Annotated in this window: 22 protein-coding genes; 9 read left to right on the top strand and 13 right to left on the bottom strand. The window is 73.1% G+C overall.

All coding sequences use genetic code 11. From position 1 onward, the window contains the following. Window positions 1-136: 136 nt before the first annotated feature. Window positions 137-562: a hypothetical protein gene (locus ACWDRR_RS16115; RefSeq protein WP_449772809.1), complete on the top strand. Its 426-nt coding sequence runs from the start codon at window positions 137-139 to the stop codon at window positions 560-562. Window positions 563-835: 273 nt separating this feature from the next. Here ACWDRR_RS16115 and ACWDRR_RS16110 read toward each other — a convergent pair whose 3' ends face one another. After that, window positions 836-2,080, bottom strand: a complete 1,245-nt coding sequence (locus ACWDRR_RS16110) for an SLC13 family permease (RefSeq protein ID WP_449772808.1) — start codon at window positions 2,078-2,080, stop codon at window positions 836-838. After that, a complete protein-coding gene (locus tag ACWDRR_RS16105; protein WP_449772807.1) occupies window positions 2,065-3,261 on the bottom strand; it encodes a CaiB/BaiF CoA transferase family protein in 1,197 nt (398 codons plus the stop codon). The genes ACWDRR_RS16110 and ACWDRR_RS16105 overlap by 16 nt, the downstream gene beginning before the upstream one ends. A gap of 209 nt (window positions 3,262-3,470) precedes the next feature. On the opposite strand from ACWDRR_RS16105, the gene ACWDRR_RS16100 reads away from it, so the two are divergent. Beyond that, complete coding sequence (locus ACWDRR_RS16100; protein WP_449772806.1) at window positions 3,471-4,010, top strand: MaoC family dehydratase; 540 nt, start codon at window positions 3,471-3,473, stop codon at window positions 4,008-4,010. Between the two features lie 125 nt (window positions 4,011-4,135). On the opposite strand, the gene ACWDRR_RS16095 is transcribed toward ACWDRR_RS16100, so the two are convergent. From ACWDRR_RS16095 to ACWDRR_RS16085, 3 genes are all read right to left on the bottom strand, one after another. After that, window positions 4,136-4,975 carry an HpcH/HpaI aldolase/citrate lyase family protein gene (locus ACWDRR_RS16095; RefSeq protein WP_449772805.1) on the bottom strand — a complete coding sequence of 280 codons (840 nt, stop codon included), beginning with the start codon at window positions 4,973-4,975 and terminating at the stop codon, window positions 4,136-4,138. Between the two features lie 202 nt (window positions 4,976-5,177). Then, the gene (locus ACWDRR_RS16090) at window positions 5,178-6,068 is read right to left on the bottom strand and encodes a LysR family transcriptional regulator (protein WP_449772804.1); all 891 of its coding nucleotides are present in this window, start codon (window positions 6,066-6,068) and stop codon (window positions 5,178-5,180) included. A 251-nt stretch (window positions 6,069-6,319) separates the two neighbouring features. After that, the gene (locus tag ACWDRR_RS16085; RefSeq protein WP_449772803.1) at window positions 6,320-7,207 is read right to left on the bottom strand and encodes an NAD(P)-dependent oxidoreductase; all 888 of its coding nucleotides are present in this window, start codon (window positions 7,205-7,207) and stop codon (window positions 6,320-6,322) included. Window positions 7,208-7,261: 54 nt separating this feature from the next. Here ACWDRR_RS16085 and ACWDRR_RS16080 point away from each other — a divergent pair, with 54 nt between their 5' ends. Further along, window positions 7,262-7,630 (top strand): winged helix-turn-helix transcriptional regulator, encoded by a 369-nt coding sequence (locus ACWDRR_RS16080; RefSeq protein ID WP_449772802.1) that lies wholly within the window; start codon window positions 7,262-7,264, stop codon window positions 7,628-7,630. Window positions 7,631-7,781: 151 nt separating this feature from the next. On the opposite strand, the gene ACWDRR_RS16075 is transcribed toward ACWDRR_RS16080, so the two are convergent. The 6 genes from ACWDRR_RS16075 to ACWDRR_RS16050 all read right to left on the bottom strand — a co-directional run bounded on the left by ACWDRR_RS16075 (window position 7,782) and on the right by ACWDRR_RS16050 (window position 16,788). Next, the gene (locus ACWDRR_RS16075) at window positions 7,782-8,894 is read right to left on the bottom strand and encodes a type IV pilus twitching motility protein PilT (protein ID WP_449772801.1); all 1,113 of its coding nucleotides are present in this window, start codon (window positions 8,892-8,894) and stop codon (window positions 7,782-7,784) included. Next, the gene (locus ACWDRR_RS16070) at window positions 8,891-12,829 is read right to left on the bottom strand and encodes a hypothetical protein (protein ID WP_449772800.1); all 3,939 of its coding nucleotides are present in this window, start codon (window positions 12,827-12,829) and stop codon (window positions 8,891-8,893) included. The genes ACWDRR_RS16075 and ACWDRR_RS16070 overlap by 4 nt, the downstream gene beginning before the upstream one ends. Continuing rightward, window positions 12,826-13,350 carry a type II secretion system protein gene (locus ACWDRR_RS16065; RefSeq protein WP_449772799.1) on the bottom strand — a complete coding sequence of 175 codons (525 nt, stop codon included), beginning with the start codon at window positions 13,348-13,350 and terminating at the stop codon, window positions 12,826-12,828. The genes ACWDRR_RS16070 and ACWDRR_RS16065 overlap by 4 nt, the downstream gene beginning before the upstream one ends. Further along, window positions 13,347-13,781 (bottom strand): type IV pilus modification PilV family protein, encoded by a 435-nt coding sequence (locus tag ACWDRR_RS16060; RefSeq protein WP_449772798.1) that lies wholly within the window; start codon window positions 13,779-13,781, stop codon window positions 13,347-13,349. Before ACWDRR_RS16060 ends, ACWDRR_RS16065 begins: the two co-directional genes overlap by 4 nt. Next, the gene (locus tag ACWDRR_RS16055) at window positions 13,778-14,989 is read right to left on the bottom strand and encodes a type II secretion system F family protein (RefSeq protein ID WP_449772797.1); all 1,212 of its coding nucleotides are present in this window, start codon (window positions 14,987-14,989) and stop codon (window positions 13,778-13,780) included. Before ACWDRR_RS16055 ends, ACWDRR_RS16060 begins: the two co-directional genes overlap by 4 nt. A gap of 152 nt (window positions 14,990-15,141) precedes the next feature. Continuing rightward, window positions 15,142-16,788: a GspE/PulE family protein gene (locus ACWDRR_RS16050; protein ID WP_449772796.1), complete on the bottom strand. Its 1,647-nt coding sequence runs from the start codon at window positions 16,786-16,788 to the stop codon at window positions 15,142-15,144. Window positions 16,789-17,245: 457 nt separating this feature from the next. Here ACWDRR_RS16050 and ACWDRR_RS16045 point away from each other — a divergent pair, with 457 nt between their 5' ends. From ACWDRR_RS16045 to ACWDRR_RS16035, 3 genes are all read left to right on the top strand, one after another. Next, a complete protein-coding gene (locus ACWDRR_RS16045; protein WP_449772795.1) occupies window positions 17,246-17,629 on the top strand; it encodes a competence type IV pilus major pilin ComGC in 384 nt (127 codons plus the stop codon). A gap of 271 nt (window positions 17,630-17,900) precedes the next feature. Continuing rightward, complete coding sequence (locus ACWDRR_RS16040; protein WP_449772794.1) at window positions 17,901-18,725, top strand: prepilin peptidase; 825 nt, start codon at window positions 17,901-17,903, stop codon at window positions 18,723-18,725. A 245-nt stretch (window positions 18,726-18,970) separates the two neighbouring features. After that, on the top strand, window positions 18,971-19,522 hold the full coding sequence (locus tag ACWDRR_RS16035) for a PadR family transcriptional regulator (protein ID WP_449772793.1): 552 nt from the start codon (window positions 18,971-18,973) through the stop codon (window positions 19,520-19,522). Between the two features lie 271 nt (window positions 19,523-19,793). On the opposite strand, the gene ACWDRR_RS16030 is transcribed toward ACWDRR_RS16035, so the two are convergent. After that, window positions 19,794-21,782, bottom strand: coding sequence for an FG-GAP-like repeat-containing protein (locus ACWDRR_RS16030; protein WP_449772792.1), 1,989 nt, complete (start codon window positions 21,780-21,782; stop codon window positions 19,794-19,796). 183 nt (window positions 21,783-21,965) lie between these two features. Then, window positions 21,966-23,195, bottom strand: a complete 1,230-nt coding sequence (locus ACWDRR_RS16025; protein WP_449772791.1) for a molybdate ABC transporter substrate-binding protein — start codon at window positions 23,193-23,195, stop codon at window positions 21,966-21,968. A gap of 298 nt (window positions 23,196-23,493) precedes the next feature. On the opposite strand from ACWDRR_RS16025, the gene ACWDRR_RS16020 reads away from it, so the two are divergent. From ACWDRR_RS16020 to ACWDRR_RS16010, 3 genes are all read left to right on the top strand, one after another. After that, entirely contained in the window at window positions 23,494-24,126 is a 633-nt protein-coding gene (locus tag ACWDRR_RS16020; RefSeq protein WP_449772790.1) for a hypothetical protein, read from the top strand. Window positions 24,127-24,194: 68 nt separating this feature from the next. Beyond that, window positions 24,195-25,796, top strand: coding sequence for a prepilin-type N-terminal cleavage/methylation domain-containing protein (locus ACWDRR_RS16015; protein WP_449772789.1), 1,602 nt, complete (start codon window positions 24,195-24,197; stop codon window positions 25,794-25,796). Between the two features lie 79 nt (window positions 25,797-25,875). After that, the gene (locus tag ACWDRR_RS16010; protein WP_449772788.1) at window positions 25,876-26,202 is read left to right on the top strand and encodes an excalibur calcium-binding domain-containing protein; all 327 of its coding nucleotides are present in this window, start codon (window positions 25,876-25,878) and stop codon (window positions 26,200-26,202) included. Window positions 26,203-26,226: the final 24 nt, after the last annotated feature.

Genomic DNA, 26,226 nt, shown 5'->3' with positions numbered 1-26,226 from the left:
CCACGTAGGTAGATCTACCGATGCGACCGGCCGCGGCCGAAGCCCAGTGTGGGAGACACGGTCGGCAGATACCTCCCGGTATCGGCGCCGACAGGCCGCAGGACCGGCGTGATCCGACTACTGGCAGGTGAGTCCCATGTTCGGACGACGGAACCCCCGACGACAGACCGCCGTCTATCTCCGGTGCTACCCGGGCGACCAGGCCGGCATGGAATGCCACCGCCGGGCACTGCTACGTCTCGCGACGCGACTCGGACTGCCGGAGCCGGTCAGCTACGTGGACGACGGGCGGCGCCACCGTGACGGTCTTCCCCGGCTGGACAGCCTCGAACGGCAGATCGAGAACGGCTGGATCGACACGCTGCTGATCCCCGGCCCCTTCGTGTTCGCGCTGGACGACGCGGTGGCCGGGGCAACCGTCCGCCGACTGGAGGGACTCGGCTGTCGTGTGATCGAACTCCCCGTCGGCGGGTCGTATCCCGTACCACCGGTAACCCCGCCCGGTCGTCGGCGAGAGAGAAGGCGCCAGGCCGGAGCCACCCTGGCAGGGGTCACGGCGTAGAGCACGATGCCGGGCGCCTGCGGTGGACAGCGGGCCTGTCCGGGGCGGCGGTGAGCACCGTCGCCCCGGACTGGTGGCAGGGCCGACCGTCCTCGGTCGGCTCCCGAGCCCGCCTGCGGTGGGGGCCGCCGCGCCGGCCCGGTCCGCGACTCCGGGGACCCTGACAGGCCCTGACAGGCCCTGACAGGCCCTGCGGGGCTGTGCGGGCCGGTCTCGTCGGCGCCAGCGCCAACGGGGGTCCGGCGCTGTCCGGGAGCGGGCCGTCGGGAGGCGTCAGATCGCCACGAAGACGGCCCAGACGGCGAACGGCGCGACCGCGCACACCCCCGCACCCCACCGCAGCAGCCCTCGGTAGGTCTCCGCCCGGATGCCCTCCGGAGAGTTGGCGACCACCAGGGCGCCGTTGGTGGAGAAGGGACTGGCGTCGACGACCACGGCCGCGGCGGCCAGCGCGACGACCATGCCGGTGGTCGCGATGGAGCCTGAGGCGAGGAACGGCGCCGCGAGCGGCATCAGCGCGCCCAGGATTCCGGTGGTGGAGGCGAAGGCCGACACGACTCCGGCGACGTAGCAGATCAGCAGCGCGGCGACCAGCGGTGCGCCGACCATGGCGATCCTCTCGCCCAGCGAGTCGACGACACCGAGGTGTTGGAGCAGCGCGATGTAGGTGACGATGCCGCACACCAGCAGGACCACCGGCCAGGCGATCTCCTTCGAGGCCCGCTGCGCGGTGTTGCGGAACACCACCGCGAGCACGGCGGCCAGGGTGAGCGCGAACAGGCCGGTGTCCAGCCCGAGCAGGGTGGTGCCGGCCACCATGAGGACCAACGCCACCAGGGTGGTGGCCTGTTCGATGCCCAGGGCGGGCGTCGCCGGGGCGGTGGTGTCCGACCGGTTCCCGGTGGCGAGCGGGGCGCCGCGTCCGCGACGGCCGAAGAGCAGCCAGGTGACGACGGCGGCGGCCGCGTTGACGGCGAAGGTGCCGGCGAACAGGGCCCCGCCGCCGACGCGCAGGTGGTTGGCCTCCAGCGAGGAGTTCACGATGCCACCGAGGATCCCGGTGGGTGCGAAGCTGCCGGCGGCCGCGCCGTTGACGGCCATCAGTCCGACGTAGAGCGGGTTGATCCGGTGCCGGACGGCGAAGGTGATGCCGATCGGCGCCAGGATCGCGACCGCGGCCGGGGAGGCCGCGCCGGTCGCGCACAGGGCCGTGGCCAGCAGGAACATGATCCACGGCACCACGCCGGGGCGGTTGCCGGCGGCACGGACGGCGGCGTGCACGAGCCAGTCGACCGTGCCGTTGGTCCGGGCGATGCCGAACAGGAAGGTGACGGCGACCAGCACCACGAACATGTCGGCCGGGAACCCGGCCAGTACCTCCTTCGCCGGGTGGCCGAGCCAGACCGTGCCGAAGAGGAACGCCGAGACGACGGCGAGGATCCCCATGTTGACGCCGCTCAGCGCGGACAGGACGAACACGGCGACCAGGACCAGGACGCCGATCAGATCAGTGGACATGCCGCTGCTCCCTGCTGTGACTGCCGCGCGGGCTCGGCGAGCCAGGCGAGGACGGATCCGGTGTGCTCACCCAGCGCCGGCACGGGCCGCAGGCGGGTGGTGGTCCGGCCGTGCACCGTGACCGGCGGGACCAGGCCGGTCAGCTCGCCGACCGGGCTGTCGAAGGGTGCCCAGCGGCCACGGTCGCGGAGCTGGACGTGGTCGCTGAACTCCTCGACGGTGCGCCGGCGCGCGTGCGCGGTCCTGGCCTCGTCGAGCCGGGCGAGGAGGTCGTCGGCGGTCAGGCCCAGGGTGGTGGCCCGCACGATCCCGTCCAGCTCCGTCCGGTGCCGGACCCGGTCGGCGTTCCCGGTGAACCGGGCGTCGTCGAGCAGGTCGGGCCGGCGGAGCACGGTCGTGCAGAACGCCGCCCACTCGTGGTCGTTCTGGAGGCCGAGCATCACGCTCTGCCCGTCGCCGGTGGGGAACGGCCCGTACGGGGCGATGGTGGCGTGGCTCGCCCCGGTGCGGGCGGGTGCGGCGCCGCCGTAGCGGGTGAAGTACTCGGCGTACCCCATCCACTCGCCGAGCGCCTCCAGCATGGAGACCTCCAGCCTGGTGCCGCGGCCGGTCCGGGCGCGGTCGAGCAGCGCGGTGAGGATGCCGGTGTAGGCGTACATGCCGGCGCAGATGTCCGCGATGGACAGGCCCACCTTCGAGGGGGTGTCGGGGGTGCCGGTGATGGCGAGCAGGCCCGCTTCGCTCTGCACCAGCAGGTCGTAGGCCTTGCGGTCGCGGTAGGCGCCGGTGCTGCCGTAGCCGGAGATGTCACAGGTGATCAGCCGGGGGTGGCCGGCGGCGAGTTCGGCGTGGCCGATGCCCAGGCGGTCGGCGGCGCCGGGGGCGAGGTTCTGCACCAGGACGTCGGCCCGGGCCACGAGGGCGTGCAGGTGCCGGTTGCCCTCGGGCGAGCGGACGTCGAGCTGGACGCTCTCCTTGCCGCGGTTGAGCCAGACGAAGTGGCTGGACATGCCGCGCACGGTGCGGTCGTAACCCCGGGCGAGATCACCGCTGCCGGGCCTTTCGATCTTGATGACGCGGGCTCCGAGATCGGCCAGCTGGCGGGTTGCGAACGGTGCCGCCACGGCCTGTTCGAGCGAGACGACGACGAGGCCGGTGAGTGGGGGATGCGGCTCGGGCATGGGATCCCTCCGGGTTTCCTGATCGGGTGCGGCACACTGTCCGCCGATCGCGGGCCGCTGTGAAATGACGAAATGGCGTCGTCACCATGCACGCGGCGCATGGTGGGCCCCGGGCCCCGGCCTCCCCGGCCCCGCGATGCGCGGCAGGTATGGCGAACGGCGGATTTGGTCATTTCACAGACCCCGCCGGGCGTTCCGACACTGGACGCATGACGAACGAAACGCTTGGCCGGCAAGGCCGTTACTTCGAGGACTTCGTGGTCGGCGACGTGTACCGGCATCCCCTGGGGCGGACCGTCCTGGAAACCGACAACGCGTGGCTGACCCTGCTGACGCAGAACACCGCGCCCCTGCACTTCGACCGGCACTACGCGGCCGGGACGGTGTGGGGCAGGCCGCTGGTCGACTCCACCTTCACGCTGGCCCTGATCACCGGGCAGAGCGTCACCGACGTCTCCCAGCACGTGATGGCGAACCTGGGCTGGGACCGGGTGCGGCTGCCCAACCCGGTGTTCGAGGGGGACACGCTCTACTCGCAGTCGGAGGTGCTCTCCGTCCGTGCCTCCGGCAGCCGCCCGGACGTCGGGATCGTCAAGGTCCGCACGATCGGGTTCAACCAGGACGGCGTCATCGTGATCACCTTCGAGCGGACCCTGCTGGTGTACCGCCGGGGCCACGGTCCGACCGTCGACGCCGTGCGGCCGGTGTGGGACGCCCGCTCCCGAGCGGCGGCGGGCCTGGACGCCTGACGAGAGCATCCGGCCTCTCCGGCCACACTCGCCCCACCAGCCCCACTCACCCCACCGGGCACCGAAGGCCCCCGCAGCGACTCCGAGTACCGGAGGAGGCTGCGGGGGCCTTCAGGGCGGCGGGCTCAGGAACCGGTGCCCTGTGCGGCGGCGGCCAGGAGCGCACGCGCGAGGTCGAGGCGCGGCCGGTCGATCATCTCGCCGTCCACCCGCACGGCCGCGCCCTCGCTGCCGTCGGCCCGGTCGACGACGCGGCGGGCCCAGGCGACCTGCTCGGGGTCGGGGTCGAAGCCGGCGTTGACCGCAGCGACCTGCGCGGGGTGGACGCAGAGCTTGCCGGTGAAGCCGCCGGCCCGGCCGCGGGCCGCCTCCGCCCGGACGGCTGCCAGGTCGTCGAGCTGCATCGCGGGGCCGTCGATCGGGCCGCGCAGTCCGGCCGCCCGGCTGGCGATCACCAGCCGGGTGCGCGGGTAGGCCCAGGCCTCGGGAGCGTCGCCCAGACCGGTCTCCCGGCGGAAGTCGGCGACGCCGAACGCCAGCGCGAAGACCGCGGGCTCGCGGGCGACGGCGAAGGCGTTCTCGATCCCGAGCGCGGTCTCCACCAGCGCGACGACCGGGGTGCCGGCGGGCAGCAGGGCCGCCGTGGCGGCGACGTCCTCCGGGTGTTCGGCCTTGGGCAGCACCACGCCGGCGAGCGCGGGCAGGTGGCCGGCCGCGTCCAGGTCCGCGCGCCAGCGGTCGTCGGTACGGTCGTTGACCCGCACCCAGACCGCCGGCAGGTCGGCGCCGCAGCGAAGGAGGTTGTCCCGGGCGAGGTCCTTGCGGCCGGGTGCGACGGCGTCCTCCAGATCGAGGATCACCGCATCCGGTCCGACGCCGACGCGACGGCTTCGGAGCGGGAACCGCTCGGGCCGGTCCGCCGGGGTGAACAGCCACGAGCGGGCGTGGCGGGGGTCGAGGACCATCATGCCTCCTGGAAGGGGGAGCCCGGCGGCGCCCGGGCCGGCGGGAGGGCCGACTCCGGGTCGTCCGGGGGCGGCGCCCCATGCGGTCGCCGCCCGTGCCTCCATGCTCGGACGGCGTCGCCCCGGTGTGAAATGACGCCTCTTCGACGGGGCCATGCGTGCGGCGCATCGTCCCGTCCGGTACCCGGGGAGCGGAGGCCGCCTACCCCCGGGGTCGGGCCGTCGACCGCACGTAGTCGTGGAACCGGGCCACCACCGCAGCACGCGGCCCCCCGGCCGGCACGATCATGCCGATCGTCCGGTACGCCTGCGGGTCCGCCAGCGGCACGTGCACGGCACGGCCCCCGTACGCGGCCGGGTCGCCCGTGCTCGGCACCACGGCCACCCCGAGGCCGGACGCCACCAGAGTGCGCAGGGTGCTGAGTTCCGTGCACTCCAGCACGATCCGCGGTGCGAAGCCCGCCTTCTCGCAGAGCCGGTCGGCCACCTGGCGCAGCCCGTACTCGGGTTGCAGGGCCACGAACTCCTCCGCCGCCAACTCCACCATCTCGACCCGGCCGCGGGAGGCGAGCGGGTGGCCGACCGGGACGAGCAGGCCGAGCGGCTCGTCGCGCAGCGGGGTCCACCGCAGGTCGTCGCCGACCGGTCGCGGGCTGGTCACCCCGAGGTCCAGCCGGCCCCGGCGCACGCCGTCGACGACCACGTCCGCCGCGCTCCCGCGCAGCTCGAAGGTGGTCGCCGGGGCGATCGTGCGGTACCCGGCGAGGAGTTCGGGGACCAGCCAGGTGCCGTAGGAGTGCAGGAAGCCCAGGGTGATGGTGCCGGTGTCCGGGTCGACCAGGGTGGCGATCCGCTGCTCGGCCCGGTCGATCTCGCTGATCGCGCGCACCGCGTGGGCCCGGAACACCTCGCCGTACTTGTTGAGCCGCAGCCGGTTCTGGTGGCGGTCGAAGAGCGGCACGCCCACCCGCTTCTCCAGCCGGGCGACGGCACGGGACAGGGTGGGCTGGGTGATGTTCAGCCGCTCGGCCGCTGCGGTCACGTGCTCGGACTCCGCCAGAGCCACGAACCACTGCAACTCCCTGATCTCCATCCGTCCACCATACGTCGGTGCCGTCGAACCCCGGCTCGCGACGTGTGCGGGCCGGGGTTCGAGGGGCGCAGGTGCGGCTCCTGTCGTCCCGACGGCGATGCCGGAAGGCCGCCGGCCGGGAGGAGTCCCAGGCCGGCGGCCGTCTCGCTGACGGGCCGACAGGTGGTCGACGGCCGTGGCGCCGTCCTCTCGCGATCGAGCCGGGGACCGGCCGGGGACCGCGGTCGCTGTTCGCGCGGGTGGGCCGGGGTTCAGCGGCGGCCCAGGACCTCGGCGAGGCGGCTCACCCCGTCCTCGCCGTGGCCGAGGGCGATGGTCCGGCGGACCAGACCCTCGGCGGCGCGCATCACCCCGGACTCGATGCCGTGCGACTCCGCGGTGTGCACGACGTGGGCCATGGTGGAGACCCCCGAGGTGAGCGGGTTGATCGCGCCCGAGTAGCTGCCGCTGTCGAAGTCCTCGGCGAACTCCGCGAACAGCGGGGGCAGGATCGCGCCGATCCCCTGGGCGAGCGGCGCCAGCTCCCGCCCGCTGATGCCCTCCGCCCTGGCCAGCGCGAGCGCGTGCACGTACCCGGCCATCGCGGTCCAGAAGATGTCCAGCAGCGCGATGTCGAAGCCGGCCGCCCGGCCGATCTCCTCGCCGAGGTGGGTGTGGGTACCGCCGAGCAGCGCCAGCGCCGGCGCGTGGCGTTCGTAGAGGTCGGCCGGCCCGCTGTGGATGAAGACCGCCTCCGGCGTGCCGATGCTCGGGGCGGGCGTCATGATGGCGCCGTCCAGGTACTCGACGCCGTGCTCCGCCGCCCACGCGGCCGTGGACCGGGCCCGGTCCGGCGAGTCGGCGGTCAGGTTGACCACCGCCCGGCCCTTCAGTGCGGCCTCGACCTCCGTACGGCGCAGCACGGCGTCCGAGGCGTCGTAGTTGACCACGCAGACGACCGTCAGCTCGCTCGCCGCCACGGCCTCCTCCGCCGTGGCCGCGCTCACCGCGCCCCGGGCGACCAGCGCGGCGTCCCGGCCCGGGGTGCGGTTCCAGACCGTGGTGCGGACACCGGCGTCCACGAAGGCACCGGCCAGGGCGCGTCCCATCGGCCCCAGGCCGAGCACGGTGACGGTGGGACGGGTGTGGTTGGTGGGCATACTTGATCTCCTGTAGACATGGTGGTGGACAACGACGACCCCGGGGGGGAAGAGATGACGCGCAGTCAGGCCGCGGACCCGAACGTGTGCGGGGTGACCGCCGCGATCGCCGTGATCGACGGCAAGTGGAAGACGTCCCTGCTCTGGCTGCTGGAGGCCGGCCCGCAGCGCCCCGCCGACATCCGCCGACGGCTGCCCGGCCTGAGCGAGAAGGTGCTCACCCAGGCCCTGCGCGAGATGGAGTCCGACGGCCTGGTGCACCGCGAGGTGCACGACGTCCTTCCGCTGAAGACGGTCTACTCCCTGACCGACTTCGGCCGCCGGCTCTCCGACGCCCTCGGCCCGGTCTCCGAGCTGGGCCACGAGCGCCTCGACCGGATGGCGGCCGCGCGGGCCGGACAGGTCGAACCGGCGGCCTCCTGACCTGCTGTCATCTCCCTTCGTTCGGCTGGGCACCAGTCTCGTCGCGCCGCACGTCGTTGCCCAGTACGCACAAAAAGGTGGCTACTGGGCCGGACCACGATCGGCCTCCGCGCTCCGGGCCGTCCCTTCGGGGCGTTGCCCGTCGCAACGGTCAGGCGCGGCCGACCGGGGCGTGCGGCCGCTGGATGTCCTCCGGGTAGGCCGTGTGCCGCACGGCCTCCTCGTAGGTGACGGCACCTGCCGCGACGAGGGCGTTGATGCCGGCCTCCAGGGTCTGCATGCCGTCGCGGTGGCCGGTCGCGATCATGTTGCGGATCTGGCGGGTCTTGCCCTCGCGGATCAGGTTGCGGATCGCCGGCGTGCCCACCAGCACCTCGAAGGCGGCCGCCCGGCCCCCGCCGGTCCGGGGGACGAGCGTCTGGTTGAGGATGCCGACCAGGGTGTGCGCCAATTGCAGCCGGATCTGCGGCTGTTGCCCGGCCGGGAACACGTCGACGATGCGGTCCAGCGTCTGCGCCGTGTCGTTGGTGTGCAGAGTGGCGAGCACCAGGTGCCCGGTCTCGGCGATGGTCAGGGCCGCGGCGATGCTCTCCGGGTCGCGCATCTCGCCGAGGAGCAGGACGTCGGGGTCCTCGCGCAGGGCCGCGCGCAGCGCGGCGGGGAACGAGTCGGTGTCGGTGCCGACCTCGCGCTGGTTGACCGCCGAGCGCTTGTGGTGGTGCAGGTACTCGATCGGGTCCTCGATGGTGAGGATGTGCGCCGACCGGTGCGTGTTGACGTGGTCGAGGAGCGCCGCCAGGCTGGTCGACTTCCCCGACCCGGTCGGCCCGGTGACCAGCACGAACCCGCGCGGCATGCCCGCCCACCCGGTGACGACCGGGGGGAGCCCGAGCTGCTCGGCCGACGGCACGGTGAACGGGATCATCCGCAGCGCCAGCGCCGACGCGCCGCGCTGCACGAAGGCGTTCCCGCGCAACCGGGCCCGCTCCCCCCAGCCGAACGCGAAGTCGACCTGCTTCTCCCGGCGGAACCGGTCCGTGAGTTCCCCGCCCAGGACCCCGGTCACCAGGCGATCGACCTCGGGCTCGGTCAGCGAGGACCCCTCGACCGGTCGCAGGGCGCCGTCGACGCGGAGGAACGGCGCCGATCCGGCGGTGAGCAGCAGGTCGCTGCCGCCCCGCGACCACAGCTCACCGAGCAGGTGGTCGATGATCGCGGAGCTCGGACCGGACAGGGTCGCCTCCGAGGTGGTGTGCTTGCTCACGGCAGGACCTTCCACTGCTTGACGGTGCCGGTGTGGCCGTCGAAGGACACGGCGGCCTGGAGGAGCGGGCCGGACAGCAGGTCGATCCGGGTGCCGCCGAGGTGTTCGGTCGCGCCGCCGCTCCCGGCGGTGACGGTGTAGGTCACGGTCAGCCCGGCCAACCGGGAGGCTTCGGTGAGGCCGCACGGTGCCAGGTCGATCCGGTCGGTCACCGGGCCGTTCGAGCCGGCCCGGACCGGCAGGGGCACTGCGTGGTCGACGCCGGTGCAGGTGCTGCCGGTGAAGTCCACCGACACCTTCACCGACTCCACGTCGCCGCTCTCCTGGTGCGCCACCTGCAGGGCGACGTGGTCGAGCGGTCCGGTCGTGGCCGGTGCCGGCCGGGTGTAGCCGCCGAGCGTGAGCGACGCCCGGCCACCGCCGGGGACGGCGGCGTCCGTGACGTCGACCGGCGCGCCGGGGGCCGGGGTCGTGAAGCCGGTGACCGCGGAGACCGACGCCGGTTTCGCGATCACGGCCGGATAGGTCGTGAACTGCACCGGCTCCGGCGGGATGCCGATCACCGGGCGGAGGTATCCGGTGGCCGGGCGGATGCCCAGAGCGATGGCCCGGGCGATGATGCCGCGGGTGACGACCAGCGAGCCGACCTGACCCATCGACAGGTCGACGGCGCCGGTCGGCGTGTAGACGGTGCCGTTGATCACCAGGCGGCTGTGCTCGGTGGCCGTGTCGGCGTCGTCGGTCGACTTCAGCACCGCGCAACGGCTGCCCGTGGTGAGGCAGCCGGACAGGGGCCTGATCGACGGGGCTCGGAACACCAGGTCGAGCTCGACGCCGTCGAGCCGGGCGGCGGCGTCGGTACTGCCCGTGCCCAGGCTCGCCGCATAGTCGACGGCGAGCCCGGAGACCTGGCCGTCCTTCGTCACCCCGCAGGCGCCGAGGTCGACCACGTCGACACCGAGCGCCCCTTGACGGGTGGTCAGGGCGTGCCGCGCGTCGCAGGCGGTGCCGGTGCCGGAGACGGTCAGCACGGCCGTCGGCGGCTGCGGGGGGCCGGCCGTGGGCGGCTCCGTCGGCGGGGGCGTGGGCGTGGGCGGCTCCGTCGGCGGGGGCGGGGCCGGGGTGGTGTCGTCGTCCTGGTGCGACACGCGCAGCACGACCTTGTCGATCACCGCCCCCGCCGGCAGCGGCGGCATCGCGAACCCGCCGAGCCGGATCGACGCCGACGGGGTGGCCGTGGTGAGCGTCGCGGTCGAGGTGGTGGTGTCGATCGCCTGCGCGTTCCGGGGGTCGGTGAACGCCGCAGCGGTGGGCGGCGCGGTGCCGACCGCGGTGGTGGGCCGGACCGGGACCGGGGGTCGCCAGGCCAGTTCCAGGGCGACGCCGTCGAGCTGATCGGTGGCGGTGGTGCTGCCGGTACCGAGGGTGGCGGTGTAGGTCACGACCAGGCCGGTCAGCTGGGCCGGGTCGGTCAGCCCGCAGGCGGCGACCAGGTCCAGGGTGTCGGTGCCCACGGCGCCCTGGTGGGCGGGGAGGTTCTGCGGGGTGGTGCAAGGGCGGGGTGTGCCGGGCCCGGTCAGGGTGACCGCGACGGTCGGCGGTGGTCCTCCGGGCGCCCCGGGGTCGTCGCGGTGCGCGACGTGCAGCAGGGCCCCGTCCAGGACCGAGCCGGGCGCCACCGCAGGGGTGTCGAAACCGCCGAGGTCGATGGTGGCGGTGGGCGTGGCCGGGCCGAGTGCGGCGCGGGCCGTGGTGGCGCCGTCGATCGACTTGGCGGCGGCCGGGGGGAGGAACGTCGTCGACTCCGCGCGCGTCGCCGGCCGGGGTGGCGGCGGGTCGTGGACGACTTCGAGCCACATGCCGTCCAGGGAGGCGGCGCCCGCGGTGCCGCCCGCGTTCAGCCCGGCGGCGTAGGTCGCGGTCAGGCCGGTCAGCCGTGCGGGGTCGGTGATGCCGCAGGCCGTCAGGTCGAACCGGTCGTCGCCCAGGCCGGTCCGCGCGGTGAGCGGCGGCCCGGTGCAGCTGCCGCCGCCGCCCGCGGGGGTGACGGTGATCCCGGGCGCCGCCGCGTCGCCGGTCTCCTGATGGGCCACCCGCAGCACGGCGGACCGGATCGTCGACCCCGCCGGCAGGGGCGGCAGGCCGAACCCGGCCAGGGTGATCGACGCGGACGGGGCCGCCGTGCTCAGATCGGCGCGGGCCACCGACGGTGTCGGCTGTTCGCCGATCTCCAGGGCGTTGCCGGGAGCGGTGCCGGCGGCGGTGAAGCCGGTGGAGGCGGTCACGGCGGTGGGCTTGAACGTGGTCGGCGTGCGGTAGGCGACCTCCAGCCAGATGCCGTCCAGGCGTTCCGTGGCGCTGGTGCCGTCGGCGTCCAGGGCGGCGGCGTAGGTCACCGTCAGGCCGGCGAGCCGGGCCGGGTCGGTGAGCCCGCACGCGCCCAGCAGGTCGATCGGGGGATCCGTGGCGAGCGCCGTGTGCCGGGGCAGGTCGTCGGTGCGGCAGGGGTCCTTGCCGACGGCGGCGGTGACCTTCACCGCGCCGGGGGCGGTCAGGTCGCCGTCCTCCTCGTGCCTGACCCGCAGCGTCGCGCCGGTGACGACCGAGCCGGGTGGCACCCGCGGGGTGAAACCGGCGAGCTGTATCGCGGCCGACCGCCGCCCCGCCGGGTCGAGGACGACGTCGGCCGTGCAGTTCGCGCTGCCCGTCGGCGGCGAACAGCCGGGCAGGGTCGGCCGCTCGCCACCGGTCAGGGCGTGGACCGGGTCGGCGAAACCGGTGTTGGTGACCACCGCCGTCGGCTTCAGCGTGTGCGAGGGCTTCGGAGGCTGGACCCCGTACACCGCCACCTGCTGCCCGTCCGGAGTCACCGGGGCGCACAGTTCGACGTGTCCGCGGTCGACCTGGAGCCGGCTCTCGCCGCCCATCATCACCTCGACGCCTTCGGGCCGCGTCCGGTCGCAGCCGCCCGGGTCGGGGACGGTGGGCCGGGTGGGGGACCCGGGATCCCAGCCCGCCCGCGTGCCGCCGACGACGCTGACCGTGGGGTCGTCGACCGTCCAGACCGCGGTGCCGCCGGTGAAGGTGAAGTCGAAGTAGTAGACGCCCGGTTGCAGCCACACGACGACGCCGGGGCAGTCGCCACCGGTCAGGCGGGTGAGGGCGCCGGCGTCGTCGTAGGAGCCGGGCTGCAACCGCACCAGCCAGGAACCGGGGGCGGGGCAGGCGGGCACCGTCCGCCGGACCGGGACGGCCGTGGCGGGCGGGGTGTAGTCCGGGTCGCCGCCCACGGCCTCGTCGGCGGGAGCCGGCGGGGTGTCGTCGGCGCAGTCGTGCACGTACGGCGCCTGGGTCGGGGGCAGCCGGGTCTGCGACACCGCGCCGGAGCAGGTCCCGACGGCCGACACGTCGCCCGTCACCACCGCCGAGGCGCCGGCGCCGGTGCTGATGTTCGAGTGGGAGAACACGCCCCCCTGCACGCGCAGGCCGGGCGTGGTCACATTGATGCCGTCGTCCGCCGCCCGGCCCAGGCTGCGCAGCGCGTCCTGCGGTTGGGTCGCGCGCGCGGTCGTGGGAGACGCGTTGAGGGGGTCGCAATGGACGATCATCTGCCGGCCGTTGAGCGGCGGGGCGGTGTAGTCGGCGCACGGGTTGCCCTGCGAGAAGTTCGTGATCGCGAGCTGCGTGGCACCGTCCGCGCTGTAGGCCCGCTTGCCCTGGTCGACGTAGGTGCTCGCGGCTCTCAGCGACGTGCCGGCGAAGGACAGGACCGACACGGCGATCAGGCCGAAGACGACGACGAAGACCAGCGCGAGGATCAGCGTCGCGCCCTGTTCGTCGTCGCGCAGGCGGCCCCGGTCCGGGTCTTGCGGGTCCGGGTGGCACGGATCCGGCCGGCGCGGGTCCGGGCGGCGCGGGTGCGGGCGGCCGGTCATGACGCGCTCGATCGTCGGACGGCGGTGAGGGCCGTCGGGGGCGAGGTGGGGTCGCTCTGCACGGTCAGCGTTACCTCCATCGGCGAGGTGCACGAGGTCTCGGCACCGCAGCTCAGAGTCACCGGATCGGTCGATGCGGCGTTGTCGAACCGGCCCAGCACCGTGGTGACGACACCTCGGTCGGTGCACGTCACCCGGGTGAGGGCGCCGGTCGGCCGGTCGTAGGCGTAGACCACGTCGGTGCCGGTCCGGCTCAGGTGGACGAGCACGTCGGCGACGCCGCAGGCGGGGGTGGTCGTGACGCGGTCCGCGCTCTGCACGTCGCCGAAGAAGTACCGGTTGAGCGTGCCCGCCGCGCTGGTGGCGGCCACCCGCTTCTCGGTGCCCGAGGTGAACCGCAGTCCGAGGATGATCGCCTTCGGCAGCAGCGTCGCGATGATGCCCACGATGACGATCGTGACCAGCAGCTCGGTCAGGGTGAACCCCGACTCCGGGCGCCCGGTCGGCCGTTGTGTCGTCATGACAGCATCGACTCCCGCTTGATCACTTCGAGGACGGTGTCCCTGACGGGGCGCGGGCCGGTCGCGTGCACGGTGAGCGTCACCTTCTGCACACCCGTGTCGGCCGTCGGGCAGGGCCGGCCGAACGCGCCCACCCCGTCCCAGTACTCGACCTCGACGGTCACGGTGTACCCGGCCGGCGGCGCCGGGGTCTCGTAGCCGCGGGCGCAGGGCACGTACGGGCTGCTGACGACCCTCTCGGCGGCGCTGCGGACGATCGAGTCGGCGCCGGTCACCTTCCGCTGGGTGGCCGAGCTGATGATCGCGGTGCCGATGCCCCCGAGGATGGCCACGAAGGCGACGCCCAGGAGCGTCACGGTGACGAGGGCCTCGACCAGGGTCTCGCCCTCCTCGCCGCGGTGGCGCCGCGGCCGGCGTGCCGGGCCGGTCACTGGACGCCGACCTGGCTGTAGACGCCGTAGATCGCCGAGACGAGGGCGACGGCCACGAACCCCACGACGACCCCGACCAGGACCACCACGGTGGGCTCGAACAGGCTGGTCAGCCGTTTGAGTTTGTGCTGCAGTTCCTTCTCGTAGAACTCCGACACGTTCTCCAGCTGGTCGTCGAGGGTTCCGGTCTCCTCCCCGACGCGCATCATCTGGGTGACCGCCCCCGGGAACAGCCTGGTGCGGGCGATCGGCCGGGAGATGCCGCCGCCTTCGAGCATCTCCGTCCGGGCCGTCCCGAGCGAGCGTTCGTACACCAGGTTGTTGGCGCCCGCGCCGGCCAGGCCGAGCGCCTCCGGTACGGGCACGCCGGCCTTGATCATCGAGGTCAGGATCCGGCAGAACCGCTCGATGACCATGAAGCGGACCACGTCGCCGAGCACCGGCGTCCCCAGCAGGAAGCGGTCGCGCAGGAGCCGACCCCGCCGGGTCCGCAACCCGGCGACCAGTGCCGCGCCGAGCGCGACGAGCGCGCCCAGGATGACCGCGTACCAGTCCGTGACGAAGTCGGTGAAGCCCAGCAGGATCCGGGTCGGCAGCGGCAGTTCGGCGTTGAAGGACTCGAAGAACACCTTGAAGCGGGGGAGCACGAAGACGACGAGGACGAGGACGACCGCGACCGCCAGACCCATCACCAGGCTCGGATAGGTCAGCGCGGAGCGGATGCTGCGCCGGGCCTCCACGTCGCGCTCGATGTAGCGGGCCAACTGGGCCATCACCACGTCGAGTTCACCGGTCGCCTCCGCCGAGCGGAGGACGGAGACGTAGAACGGCGGAAGCGCCGTGCTGTGGGCGGCCATCGCGACGGCGAAGCCTTCGCCGAATCGCAGCGAGTCCATGACGTCGACGAGCACCCTGCCCAGCTTCTTGTCCTTGGTCTCGGCGCGGATGATCTCCAGGGCGTCCAGGATGGGCACCCCGGCCCTGATGAAGGCGGCCATCTGGCGGGAGAAGTTGCTCAGTTCGACCAGGTCGACCTTCTGCGCGGTGAGTTCGAGCTGGAGCAGGCTGCGGCCCGCGGCCTTGACCGACCGCACGTCGTAGCCCTGCCGGGTCAGGCTGTCGGTCACGCCGTCGACGCTGGAGCCCTTGAGCACGCCGGTGGCCCGCCTCCCGTCCGGGCCGACCGCGACGTACTTGAAGGTGGCCATGCCGGTGCCCTCCTGGTTTCGGGTGTCAGGGGTTCGCACCGCCGGTGGGACGGGCGAGTCGGTGAACGGGGGAGTCGGAGGACGGGCGAGTCGGTGAAGCGGCGAGCCGGTGAACGGGTGCGGTGACCGGCGAGCCGGGCACGGGACCCGCACTAGGCCACGTACACGCTGGACATGATCTCGGCGATGGTGGTGGTCCCCTCCTCGACCAGGCGGACGCCTCCGTCCAGGAGACTGTCCATCTGCTGCTCGCGGGCGGCCCTGCGCAGGCTGTCGACCGGCGCGTTCTCGACGAGCAGCCGCTTGACCGCGTCGCTCATCACGAGCAGTTCGAAGACGCCGATCCGCTCCTGGTAGCCGGTCCGGGAGCAGAAGTTGCAGCCCCGGCCCTGCCAGAACCCGGCGTCGGTCGACCCGCCGGCCTCGGCGAAGAAGGCCAGCTCGTCCACGCCCGGCCGGTAGGGCTCGCGGCACTGGTCGCAGATCCGCCGGACCAGTCGCTGGCTGACCACCCCGGCGACCGTGGAGGTGATCAGGAACGGCTCGATGCCCATGTCGGCGAACCGGTGCAGGGCGGAGCAGGCGTCCGCGGCGTGGATGGAGGACAGGACGAAGTGGCCGGTGAGAGCGGACTCGACCGCGATCCGCGCCGTCTCGGCGTCCCGGATCTCGCCGACCAGGATCACGTCGGGGTCCTGCCGGAGGATCGAGCGCAGCCCGGTCGCGAAGGTGATGCCCGCCTGGTCGTTGATCTGGATCTGGTTGACCGACGGGAACACGTACTCCACCGGGTCCTCGATGGTGGTGATGTTGCGCTCGCTCTGGTTCAGTTCGCCGAGCGTGGCGTACAGGGTGGTCGTCTTGCCGCTGCCGGTCGGTCCGGCGCAGGCGACCATGCCGTACGGGGAGCGCAGCAGGGTGGAGAACCGTTCGTAGGTCGCGGCGGGCATGCCGAGCTCGCCCAGGCGCAACAGTGTGCGGTTGCTGTCCAGCAGCCGCAGCACCGCCTTCTCGCCCCAGATGGTGGGGGTGGTCGCGACCCGGATGTCGACCGACCGGCCGTCGATCTCGGTGGCGATCTGGCCGTCCTGCGGACGCCGCCGGTCGACGATGTTCATGTTGGCCATGATCTTGATCCGGCTGACCAGGGACGGGCCCATGTTCTCCGGCAGGCTCAGCACGTCGTGCAGCGCGCCGTCGATGCGGTACCGGACCCGGACCCGGTCGCCGTGCGGTTCGACGTGGATGTCCGAAGCCCGGTCGCGCAGGCCCTGGGTCAGCATCAGGTTGACCAGGTGGACGACCGGCGCGTCCTCGCTCACCACCCTGGCACCGGAGTTGGCGTTGCGGCCGGTCTCGGTGGCCTCGAAGGCCTCGACCAGGCTGCTGACGCCGGTCAGCGCCCGGTAGGTGCTGTCGATCGAACGCCGGATGTCCGCGGGGGCCGCTATCGCCAACTGCACCCGGTCCGGCGCGACGGCCCGGCCGACCTGGTCGAGCACCCGCGGGTCCTCCGGGTCGCCCGCCGCGATCAGCAGCGTGCCCCCGGTCCGCCGTACCGCGACGACGCCCAACGCGCGGGCCAGTGCCTCGGGCACCCGGGCGGCCGCCTCGGGGTCGGGTTCGCTCTGGCGCAGATCGGCGACCGGGACGCCGAGTTGGACCGACAGCGCCTCGATCAGCGGCCGCTCGTCGACCATGCCGAGTTCGACCAGCAGGGCGCCGAGCCGCTTGCCCGAGGCCGACTGCTGCAGGAGGGCCTCGTCCACCTGTGCCGGGGTGAGCAGCCCGCGCTGCACCAGCAGGTCCCCGATGCGCGGCCGCTCCCGCCCCGCGGGCGACTGCTCCGCGGGTGACGACTGTGCTGCGCCGGACGCCGCTTTCCGGGCCGGTTCCGCCGGGAGCGGAGACGGCGCCGCGCCCCGCGCTCCGTCGGGCCGGGTGCCGTCCTCGCCCGCAGGGCCTGTCGCCGCCGCACGGCGCCGCAGAAGCCGGCGATTCGTCAAGGAACCCACCCCTTTCTCGCATCCGGAAGCAACGGCCGAACGTTCGCCGCGTGGGTGTCCGCAGTAATGTCAGCCGCTGATTAGTCAGCGGGATACTACATGACGGCGCCGTGCCTTCCGCGCCCCCGGCGATGGCGGTTCTCGTCGGATTCGACCCTTGCGGGTCCATGTCCGGCTAAGTAGTCTGCCGCTGATTAATCAAGCGGTAACTATCGCTCGAACCTGTACCGGCCGCCGTAGATGGAGAAAGATGTTCACATACCTGCAAGGCAAGTCGCGCCGGCGCCTGCGTGCGCCGAACGAGACGGCGGAGGCCGGCTTCACGCTGATCGAACTCCTCGTGGTCATCGTGATCCTCGGCGTCCTGTCCGCCATCGTCGTCTTCTCCGTCCGCGGCATCAACGACAAGGGCCAGGGCGCGGCGTGCAAGACCGACAAGGCCACGATCCAGACCGCCGAGGAGGCGTACTTCGCCAGTGACAACCGTGGCGCGTACGGCACCGTGGGCGATCTGGTGAAGGCCGGGTTCCTGTCGACCGAGTCCGTCTGGTACACCGTCAGCCCGAACGGCGCCACGTACACCATCGCGCCGATCACCCCGCCCGCGGGCAGCCCGCCGAACCCCTGCAGCTGACGCGGGGGAGTCCTCACCGCCCGTGACCGGTCGGCGGGCCGTCGGGCCGTCGGGTCGGCCAGGTGGCCCCGGGGCGCCACCTGGCGAACCGCGGCCGGCGGGCCCCGGCACCGACGGCATCCGCCGTGCGCCCGAACCGCCCCGAGGGGGGACCGGTCGCGGCGACGGTCGCGGACGCCCTGGGGCACTGGTCCGGATCATCCTCACTGATCCGGATCATCCGCATTGAGTCGGTATTGACCGGTACGCACGGTAAGGCACCATTGCGCCCATGTCTCCCACCTTCGTTGTGATGATCGGTCTGTTGGGACTGGCGGTGGGGTCGTTCCTCAACGTCGCCGTCTCCCGGGTGCCGGCCGGCCGCTCGGTCCTTCGGCCCCGCTCCGCCTGCCCGCGCTGTGCCACGCCGATCGCGGCCCGGGACAACATCCCCGTCGTGTCCTGGCTCCTGCTGGGCCGGCGCTGCCGCTCCTGCCGGGTTCCGATCCCCGCGCGCTACCCGCTCCTCGAAGCGCTCACCGGGATCCTCTTCCTCGCCGAGGCGCTGCGCTTCGGCCGGTCGGCCGTGCTGCCGGCCGAACTGGCCTTCACCGCAGGGCTGCTGGCCCTGGCCGCCTGCGACGCCGAGCGGTTCCTGCTCCCCAAGCGGCTGCTCTACCCGACCCTCGGGCTGACCGCCGCCCTCCTGCTCGCGGCCGCGACGGCCACCGGCCAGTGGCAGCGGCTCGGCGTGACCGCGGCGTGCGGGGCGGGCGGGTTCGCCGTCTTCTTCGCCCTGCACTGGGCGCGGCCGGCCTGGCTCGGATTCGGCGACGTGCGCCTGGCCGGCCTGCTCGGCACCGGGCTGGGCTGGCTCGGTCCGTCGCACCTCGTCCTCGCGCTGCTGGCCGGCAGCGCCGCCGGGTTGCTGGTGGGCGTCGTGCTCATCGCGTCGGGGCGGGCGACGCGCCGTACCCGCCTGCCGTTCGGGGTGTTCCTCGCGGCCGGCGCCATCGCCGCCATCCTCGTCGGCGCTCCCGTCGTCCAGTGGTACGAGAGTCTGAGTGACCCGTACGCGACGGGTGCGCCGCTCACCACCGTCCACCGCGGACCGTGACCGCCCGGGCCTGACCGGCGTCGCGGGCCGGACGGCTGGCGCGGGCCGGTGGCCGGCGGATCCGCAACGGGGCTTCCGGGCCCGCCGCGCCGCGAGCCGGACGGGCGCCGCAGGCCGTTCCCCCGAGCCGCCGCCCGCCGCGCCGACCGGTCCGTTCTCCTGGGATCCGGCCGGTGTTCCGGCCCCTCCGGCGCCAGGTCCGGTGGGCGTCGCCATCGCCACCGCCGATCCTTACCCTTGTCACCATGAAGGAACTTGATCTGCCACTGGCCGAGTGGATCGTGCTCGCACTCATCGCCGAAGGGCCCAGCCACGGCTTCGCCATTGCCACCCTCACCGCGGAGGGCGCGGAAATCGGTGAGTTCTGGTACATCTCACGGCCCATGGTCTACCGGTCGATCACGCGGCTCGTCGAGCGCGGACTGATCACGCCGGTCGGCGCCGAGGAAGGCAATCGCGGGCCGCAGCGCATGATTTACGCGGCCACCCGCGCGGCGAAGTCGACGGTCACCCGGTGGCTCGGCGAACCCGTGACCCAATTGTTCGACGTCCGCGCCGACCTCACGTGCAAGCTGCTGCTGCTCCAGCGGCGCGACGCCAGCCCGGCTCGCCTGGTCGAGCGTCAACGGGTCGTCATCGACGAGATCGAGGAGTCGCTGCGCGCCAAGGAGGACGCCGCCGGCGACCACCTCGCCCGCGCGATCTACGCCTGGCGGCTGGAACACGTCCGCGCCGCGCGCCGGTTCCTCGACACCGTCGAGGCCGAGTCGACGCGGCCGGCCGTCAGCACCGGCTGACGTCACGCCCGTGGTCGTCCTTCCTCGGCAACCATCTCGCCGCCCCGCGCGCGACGATGCCATCCGACCGGCAGCTGCCGGAACGACCACGGACGAGACACCGCCGCCGCCGCAGCCCCCACCCGTGCGTCCGGAACACCCCGGGAGCCGTGGACAGTGCTCAACGGCGCGCGTGCGGTAGCGGGACGGGCTCGGTGATCGCGTCATCGCGATCACCGAGCCCTCGACGTACGGCGGCGTCTCATCGGACGCCGCCGGAGAGGCTCACCGCCTACGGCACCTCGACGACGGTCTCGCAGGAGCCGCCGACCGCGACCGAGTCCGAGCCCGGGAGCGTCGGACCGCCGTTGGCGTCGCCGGCGCAGACGTCCGTGCCGCTACCGCCGGCGAGGGCGTCGCTGCCGGCGTCACCGACCACGACGTCGTTGCCGGCGCCACCGGAGAGCGCGTCGTTGCCGGCCCCGCCGCGGAGGGTGTCGTCGCCGTCGCCGCCGCTGACGGCGTCGTTGCCGTCACCGCCGTCGACGTAGTCGGCCCCGCTGCCGGCCGACACGGCGTCATTGCCGCCGAACGTGCAGATCGTGTCGTTGCCGCCGTTCCCGCTGACACTGTCGTTCCCGTTGCCGGTCACGATCACGTCGGCGCCGCTCGTGCCGTTCACGACCCCGTCGCCGACGATCGTGGCGGCGAGACCGTGACAGCCGGCCGAGACGCCGATCGTCACGGTCGCGACGTTCGAGTCGTCCGTGCCGTCGCTCGCCTGGTACGTGAAGCTGTCGCTGCCGACGTAGGCGCCGGCGGGCTGGTAGCTGAACGAGCCGTCCGGGTTGAGCGTGAGGGTGCCGTGCGCCGGCCCGGTGACGACCGACGCCGTCAGCGGGTTGCCGTCGGGGTCCGTGTCGTTGCCGAGGACACCGGGAGCGCCGATGACGAGCGGGGTGTCCGCGCCGACCTGGCCGTACGACTCGTTCGCGGCCGTCGGCGGCCGGTTCGTCGTGTTGAACAGCACCGACGCGTCGTTGACGAACGTCGCCGAGCTGTTGCTGTTGGCCGTGGCGACGTCGGGGCGCCCGTCGCCGTCGAGGTCGGCCACCGCGGTGGCCTGCGGGTTGCGACCGCCGGCCAGCCCGAAGGCGAGCGGGCTGCCGAACGCACCGGTGCCGTCGCCCTCCAGCACCACGACCTCGTTCGAATCGGCGCTGGAGACGACCAGGTCGGCGTGGCCGTCGCCGTTGAGGTCGGCCACCGAGGCGGAGCTGAGGTTCGTCCCCGCGGACAGGACGTTCGCCGTGCCGAATCCGCCCGTGCCGTCGCCGAGCAGGACGGCGACGCGCCCCGGCGAGCCGGGCGCCACGACGATCGCGTCCGGCCTGCCGTCCTCGTTGACGTCGGCGAGCTCGGGCCTGGACGGCAGCGTCACACCGGCCGGTACGCTCGACGCGGTGCCGAAGCCCCCGGTTCCGTCGCCCAGGAGCACGGAGAGCGTGCCGGTCGACGCGTTGGCGGTGACGAGATCCGGGTGGCCGTCGCCGTTGAGGTCGGCGGCCGCGATGCCCTGCGGGTTGGTGGCGCCGCCCAGGGCGAACTGCGTCGCCGCGCCGAAGGTGCCGTCACCGTTGCCGAGCACCACCGAGGCGTTGTTGGTGTTCGCGTCGGAGGTCGCGAGGTCCGGCGTGCCGTCCCCGTCGAAGTCGCCCACGGCGACGCCGGTCGGGAAGCGCGCGACGCACGGGTTGTCGCCCGTGGTGTCGCACCCGGGCGTCGGATTGAGCTGCACCTTCGCTCCGGTGCCGAGGGCGCCGGAGCCGTCGCCGAGCCAGACCAGGGCGACGTTGCCCCGCGCGTCCTGGCTGATGACGTCCTGATGCCCGTCGCCGTTGACGTCGCGGATCACCGCCGAGCCGAGGAAGACGCTCGACACGGTGCGCGGCGCCGCGTACTTGGTCACGGCGCCGAAGCCGCCGCCGCCCGAGCCGAGGAACACGCCCAGGCCCTCGGCGCGGATCGCCGTCACGAGGTCGGGCGTCCCGTCGTTGTTGAGGTCGCCGATCGCGACGGCGGAGCTGCCGCGGCCGTTGTCGTCGAGGTTCACCGCGGTGGCGAAGCCGGTGGTGTCGGCGCCGGCTGCCGAGGCCGGGCTGCCGGCCAGTACGACGGTCGCCACCGCGAGGACGATCGCCGGAGCCCGGCGGGACCGACCGCGCGTGAGCGCGACCGGGTGGTCGTCCGGCACGAGGTGCCGACGTGATGATCTGCCCATGGGTGAGGCCCCTCCTCAGGGCCTGCTGAACAAGAGTTGGTGAGGACCTTCGGCGGGGTGGCCGCCGACCGGCAGGACGTCCGCCGGCCGGCGGGGGACCGCCGAGGGGGATCGGCGGTCCGGACCGTCGGCGGGCGGTGTGCGTGCCCGGCCGACGGCCCGTTGCCCAGTGCTCCGGAGTGCCTAGTAGCCGTAGGCGGCGAGGGTCGACTGGATGGTGCTGTTGACGTCCCACTTGTTGTTGAACAGGTCGTCCCAGGCGGCCGCCGCGCCGGCGTTGCCACCGGTCAGGGCGACGCCGTACTGCTCGATCTCCCCGTAGCCGGAGTACGCGCTCGAATCGACGTCGGTCCACGTGTTGGGGTCGTTGCCCGTGGTGCCGTTCAGCGAACTCGACGTCCAGCTCACGTGCATGATGTTCGACTTCGCGACGAGACCCAGCTGGGTGTTCCCGCCGGCGTTGGCCGTCACCGCGCCGCGGACCTGGCTGATCCCGGACTCCAGGCGCACCTTGCAGGCCGTGCCCGCGCTGTCGCAGGCGTTCCCGGTGAACACGTTCTGGCCCACGCCGCTGGCGACCCAGGTGAACCCGTTCTGGATCAGTGCCTGCTTGGCCGCCGCACCGAACGGTGCGGAGGCCGGGTCGGCGACCGCGATCCGGTGCCCGCTCGTCGCGAGCCAGCTCACCACCCCCGACATCGTCGTGGGGGCGCCGCCGGAGACCGGCGAGGCGTCGCAACGGGGCGACTGCGCCTTGCCGTTGCCGCTGCCGTTGGCGTCCGCGCCGAACGCCAGCGGCGGGCTCCCGGCGTTGGACGGGTCGTCACCCTTGGTCGAGCCGGCCCAGCTGCCGCTGCAGCTGTAGATCGCCAGGTGCCCGATGGCCACGGCGTGCCGGCTGGAGGCCGTGCCGTTGCACTCGACGCTGCCGCTCGCCGTGCACGTCCCACCGTCGATGGTCGGGATCACCGCGTCCGCGTTGGCCGCGTCCGCCGACAGGAACGCGTCGATGTGCAACGGCCCGTCGACGCAGTTGTTCGACGACGACGGGTTGCACGTGGTGTACGGGCCCGCGCTCTTCAGCTGCTGGCGCAGGCTACCGGAGGTGATCCCCCGCATCGTCGACGTGTCGATCGCCGGCTTGTTCCAGTACCCGCCGACCTGCGAGGCGGTGTTCGCCGTGAAGGCCGTGAACGACTCGAGCGACTCGATCGTCCCCTTCATGTCCTTCGTCGCGGGGTACATGTTGTTCGCGACGGCGACCTGTGCGTTCGTCGTGGCGAAGGCCGCCGGTGACGCGACGGCGATCAGCGCCGTCACGAGGGCACTCACCGCGAACGCCTTCCGTACCCGGCGCATCGCGGTGCGGGCGGAGTTCGGGGCGCGCCGAGCGCGCCTGAACCTGTGTTGCATCTGCTGCTCCTCGTCGATCTGGTGGGGCGGCGGCTCCCGCGCGGGCACCCCGCTGGTGGGATCGGACAAGTGCCCGAAGCCCCTGGCATCTGCGAGGCTTCCCGGCGTGATCACGCCGCACATGCCTAGATGGTGCTCATGCGGCGGCCCAGTAGTCAATGATTGACAACCCAATTGGGTATGGGTCTAATGCACGTATCCAGCCTGTAGCGGGGCCGGCGGCCGAGGGTCGTCGGTCCGCTGCCACGCGCACGGAAGGGGCTGGCGGCACGAGGGGCAGAGGCGTGGAATGGCACTGTTGAGCAGACTGTCGGGCTCGCGCGCGACCAGGTGGGGCGCGCTGGTTCTCGGGGCGGCCGTGGTGGCCCTGATCGTCGTGGCGCTGACGCGCGGCGGGTCGGACCAGGCCGCCGCGGCCCGGAAGGCCGACCCCGAGTGGTGCACACCGGGCACCCAGCGCTCCGCGCTCTGCCCGCACGGCAAGGAGTTCGACGCGAAGGAGTACGCCACCCACGGCGACGCCTTCGAGTGCGTCAACTTCGCCAGCCAGGCGGACGCCCAGGCGGTGCTGCGGGCCGACCCCGGCGATCCGAACCGCCTCGACGACGGCGGCGGCGTCGCCTGCCGCGGACTGGCGGCGCCGCGCGACACCACACCGGTCGTCGTCTCCCGGCAGGCCGGGTGCGGCCCCGGCGATCCCCGCAGCGCGCGCTGCCCGCAGGCGGAACGGCCCTTCGACGCCCGCTACTTCCTGCGCTACGGCAATGACGCCTACGACTGCGCGGACTTCGCCGCCCAGGCGGACGCGCAGGCCGTCCTGCGGTTCGCGCCGGCCGATCCCAACCGCCTCGACGACGACGGGAACGGCATCGCGTGCCCGGACCTGCCGGGACCGAAGGACGTCAAGCCCGTGCGACGGGGGACTCCGTGACACGGCAAGCGCCCGTGCGTGCGCTCGGGCCGAACGTGACCCATCGATCGAAGGAAGCCCCGACCGCTATGACATCGGACCGCCGCCCGCCCTCCTGGCGCGCCAGAGGCCAGGACGGCTTCACGCTCATCGAGTTGCTCGTGGTCATCGTGATCCTCGGCGTCCTCGCCGCCATCGTGGTGTTCTCCGTCCGGGGCATCGGCGACAAGGGCCGCAAGAGCGCGGTCGCCGCGGACGCGGCCACGCTCCGGACGGCGGAGGAGTCCTACTGCGCCAAGTACGGGCGGTACGGGACGGTCGACGACCTGAGGGCCGACGGGTTGATGGCCGGCGATCCGGTCTACAACGTGCTGGTGGTCGGCGAGGAGAACAAGTGCGGTAAGGGCGAGAAGTCGTCGTTCGCGCTGCACGACGCCTCCACGCCGACGGAGAGTGGAGCGGACGCGATCCCGGCGGGCACGAATCCGGCCGACCTCGCGGTCGACGAGAAGGCGAACCGCGTGTACGTCGTGGCCACCGCGAGCAACGACGTGACCGTGATCGACGGCAGGACCGACACCCCGATCGGTCCGCCGATCAGCCTGTCCGGCGCCGTGACGAGCCCGACCCGCATCGCGGTCGACCCCGGCACGGGCCGGGTCTACGTCGGGGGCACGGGCGGCGTCGCGGTCATCGACACGGCCAACGCCAACCTGGTGACCCGCGTCAGCGGCTTCACCGCGACCGTCGCGGCCCTGGCCGTCTCCCCCGAGAACGGCGACGTCTACGTGGCTGGCGGCACCATCGGCAACTCGGCGGTCGCCTACATCCCGGCCGGCGGCGCGTCGGCGACCCCGATCCCCCTCCCGGTCGCGGGAGTCGTGACCGGGAGCGTCGGCACGGACTTCTCCTTCGACCCCGTGCACCACGCCGTGTACCTCGCCAAGGGGAACCTCGGCACCGGCGAGAGCGATGCCGCCGGCATCGGCCTCTTCGGGATCTCCTCGCAGACCCGTGCCGCCACCCTCGTCGCACGGTTCCCGACGAGGGCGACCTGCACCGTCGCCAACGCCGGGGACGTCCTCTACGGCGGCAGCGCCCGTGGCAGCGTCGCCGTCGACCCCAACCGCAACCTCGTCTACCTCCTCGCGAGGAGGTGCGTCCCGAACCCGGCGAATCCCTCGGGCAAGTGGGTGCCCGTCGCGACGACGATCGTCATCAACCCCGCCGACGGCAGTTCGACGCCGATCAACGACCTGGCGGGATCGACCTTCGCGCCCACCGCCGTGGTCTACAACCCGGCGGCCGGTTCGGTCTACGTCCACTCGGCAGGCGGAACGGGTGGAACGGGCGGAGCGACGTGCGGCGCCAGCGGGGGCCGCATCGACCGGATCGTCGGGACGACGGTCACGGGGCAGGCCTTCGTCTGCGCCATGTCCGGCGCCCAGGGGAACCCGGCGCACAAGATCGCCGTACTGAAGAACTACAACCGGATCTTCCTCGCGCAGCAGCGCGGCGACGGCGGGGCGGGCGGCCTCGGGATCACCGACGGCGGCACGCTGCTGGCGCAGGCTCCGCTCGGCACGCCCCGTGAGTTCGGGGTGTTCGCCACGAACAACACCACGGCGAAGGTCTACGCGGCCGATCCGGAAAAGGGAACGGTCGCGGTGTTCCGGACGGGATCGGCCTAGGACGATGCCGGAGCAGCCACGCAACACCCACCGGGGTCCGAGGCACCGGCCAGGACCGGCTCGTCGTACCTCCGTCGCGGTGGCCGGTGTGATCGCGGCGATCGCACTGACCGCGTGCGGCGGCGGCAACGGGCCCCCGGAGCACACCTTCGACGTCGCTCCGTACGTGCACCAGGGGCATGTGGTCGACTGCGACGCCCTGAAGTCCCAGGCCGACGCGCAAGCCGTGCTGCGAGCGGACGCACTCGACCCGAACGCACTCGACCGGGACGGCGACGGCATCGCGTGCCCGGACCTCCCCGGCCCCAAGGACAGGAAGCCGGTCCACCGCGACTTCCTGACCGACCTGGACGGCGCGCCGATCATCGAGCCGATCATCGAGCCGGTCAAGCCGCCGCCGGCGTAGCAGGAGCGGAGGCGTCAGGAGCGA

It is taken from the genome of Kitasatospora sp. NPDC003701, assembly GCF_053587085.1.
This window is presented reverse-complemented; position numbering and strand designations above follow the sequence as displayed.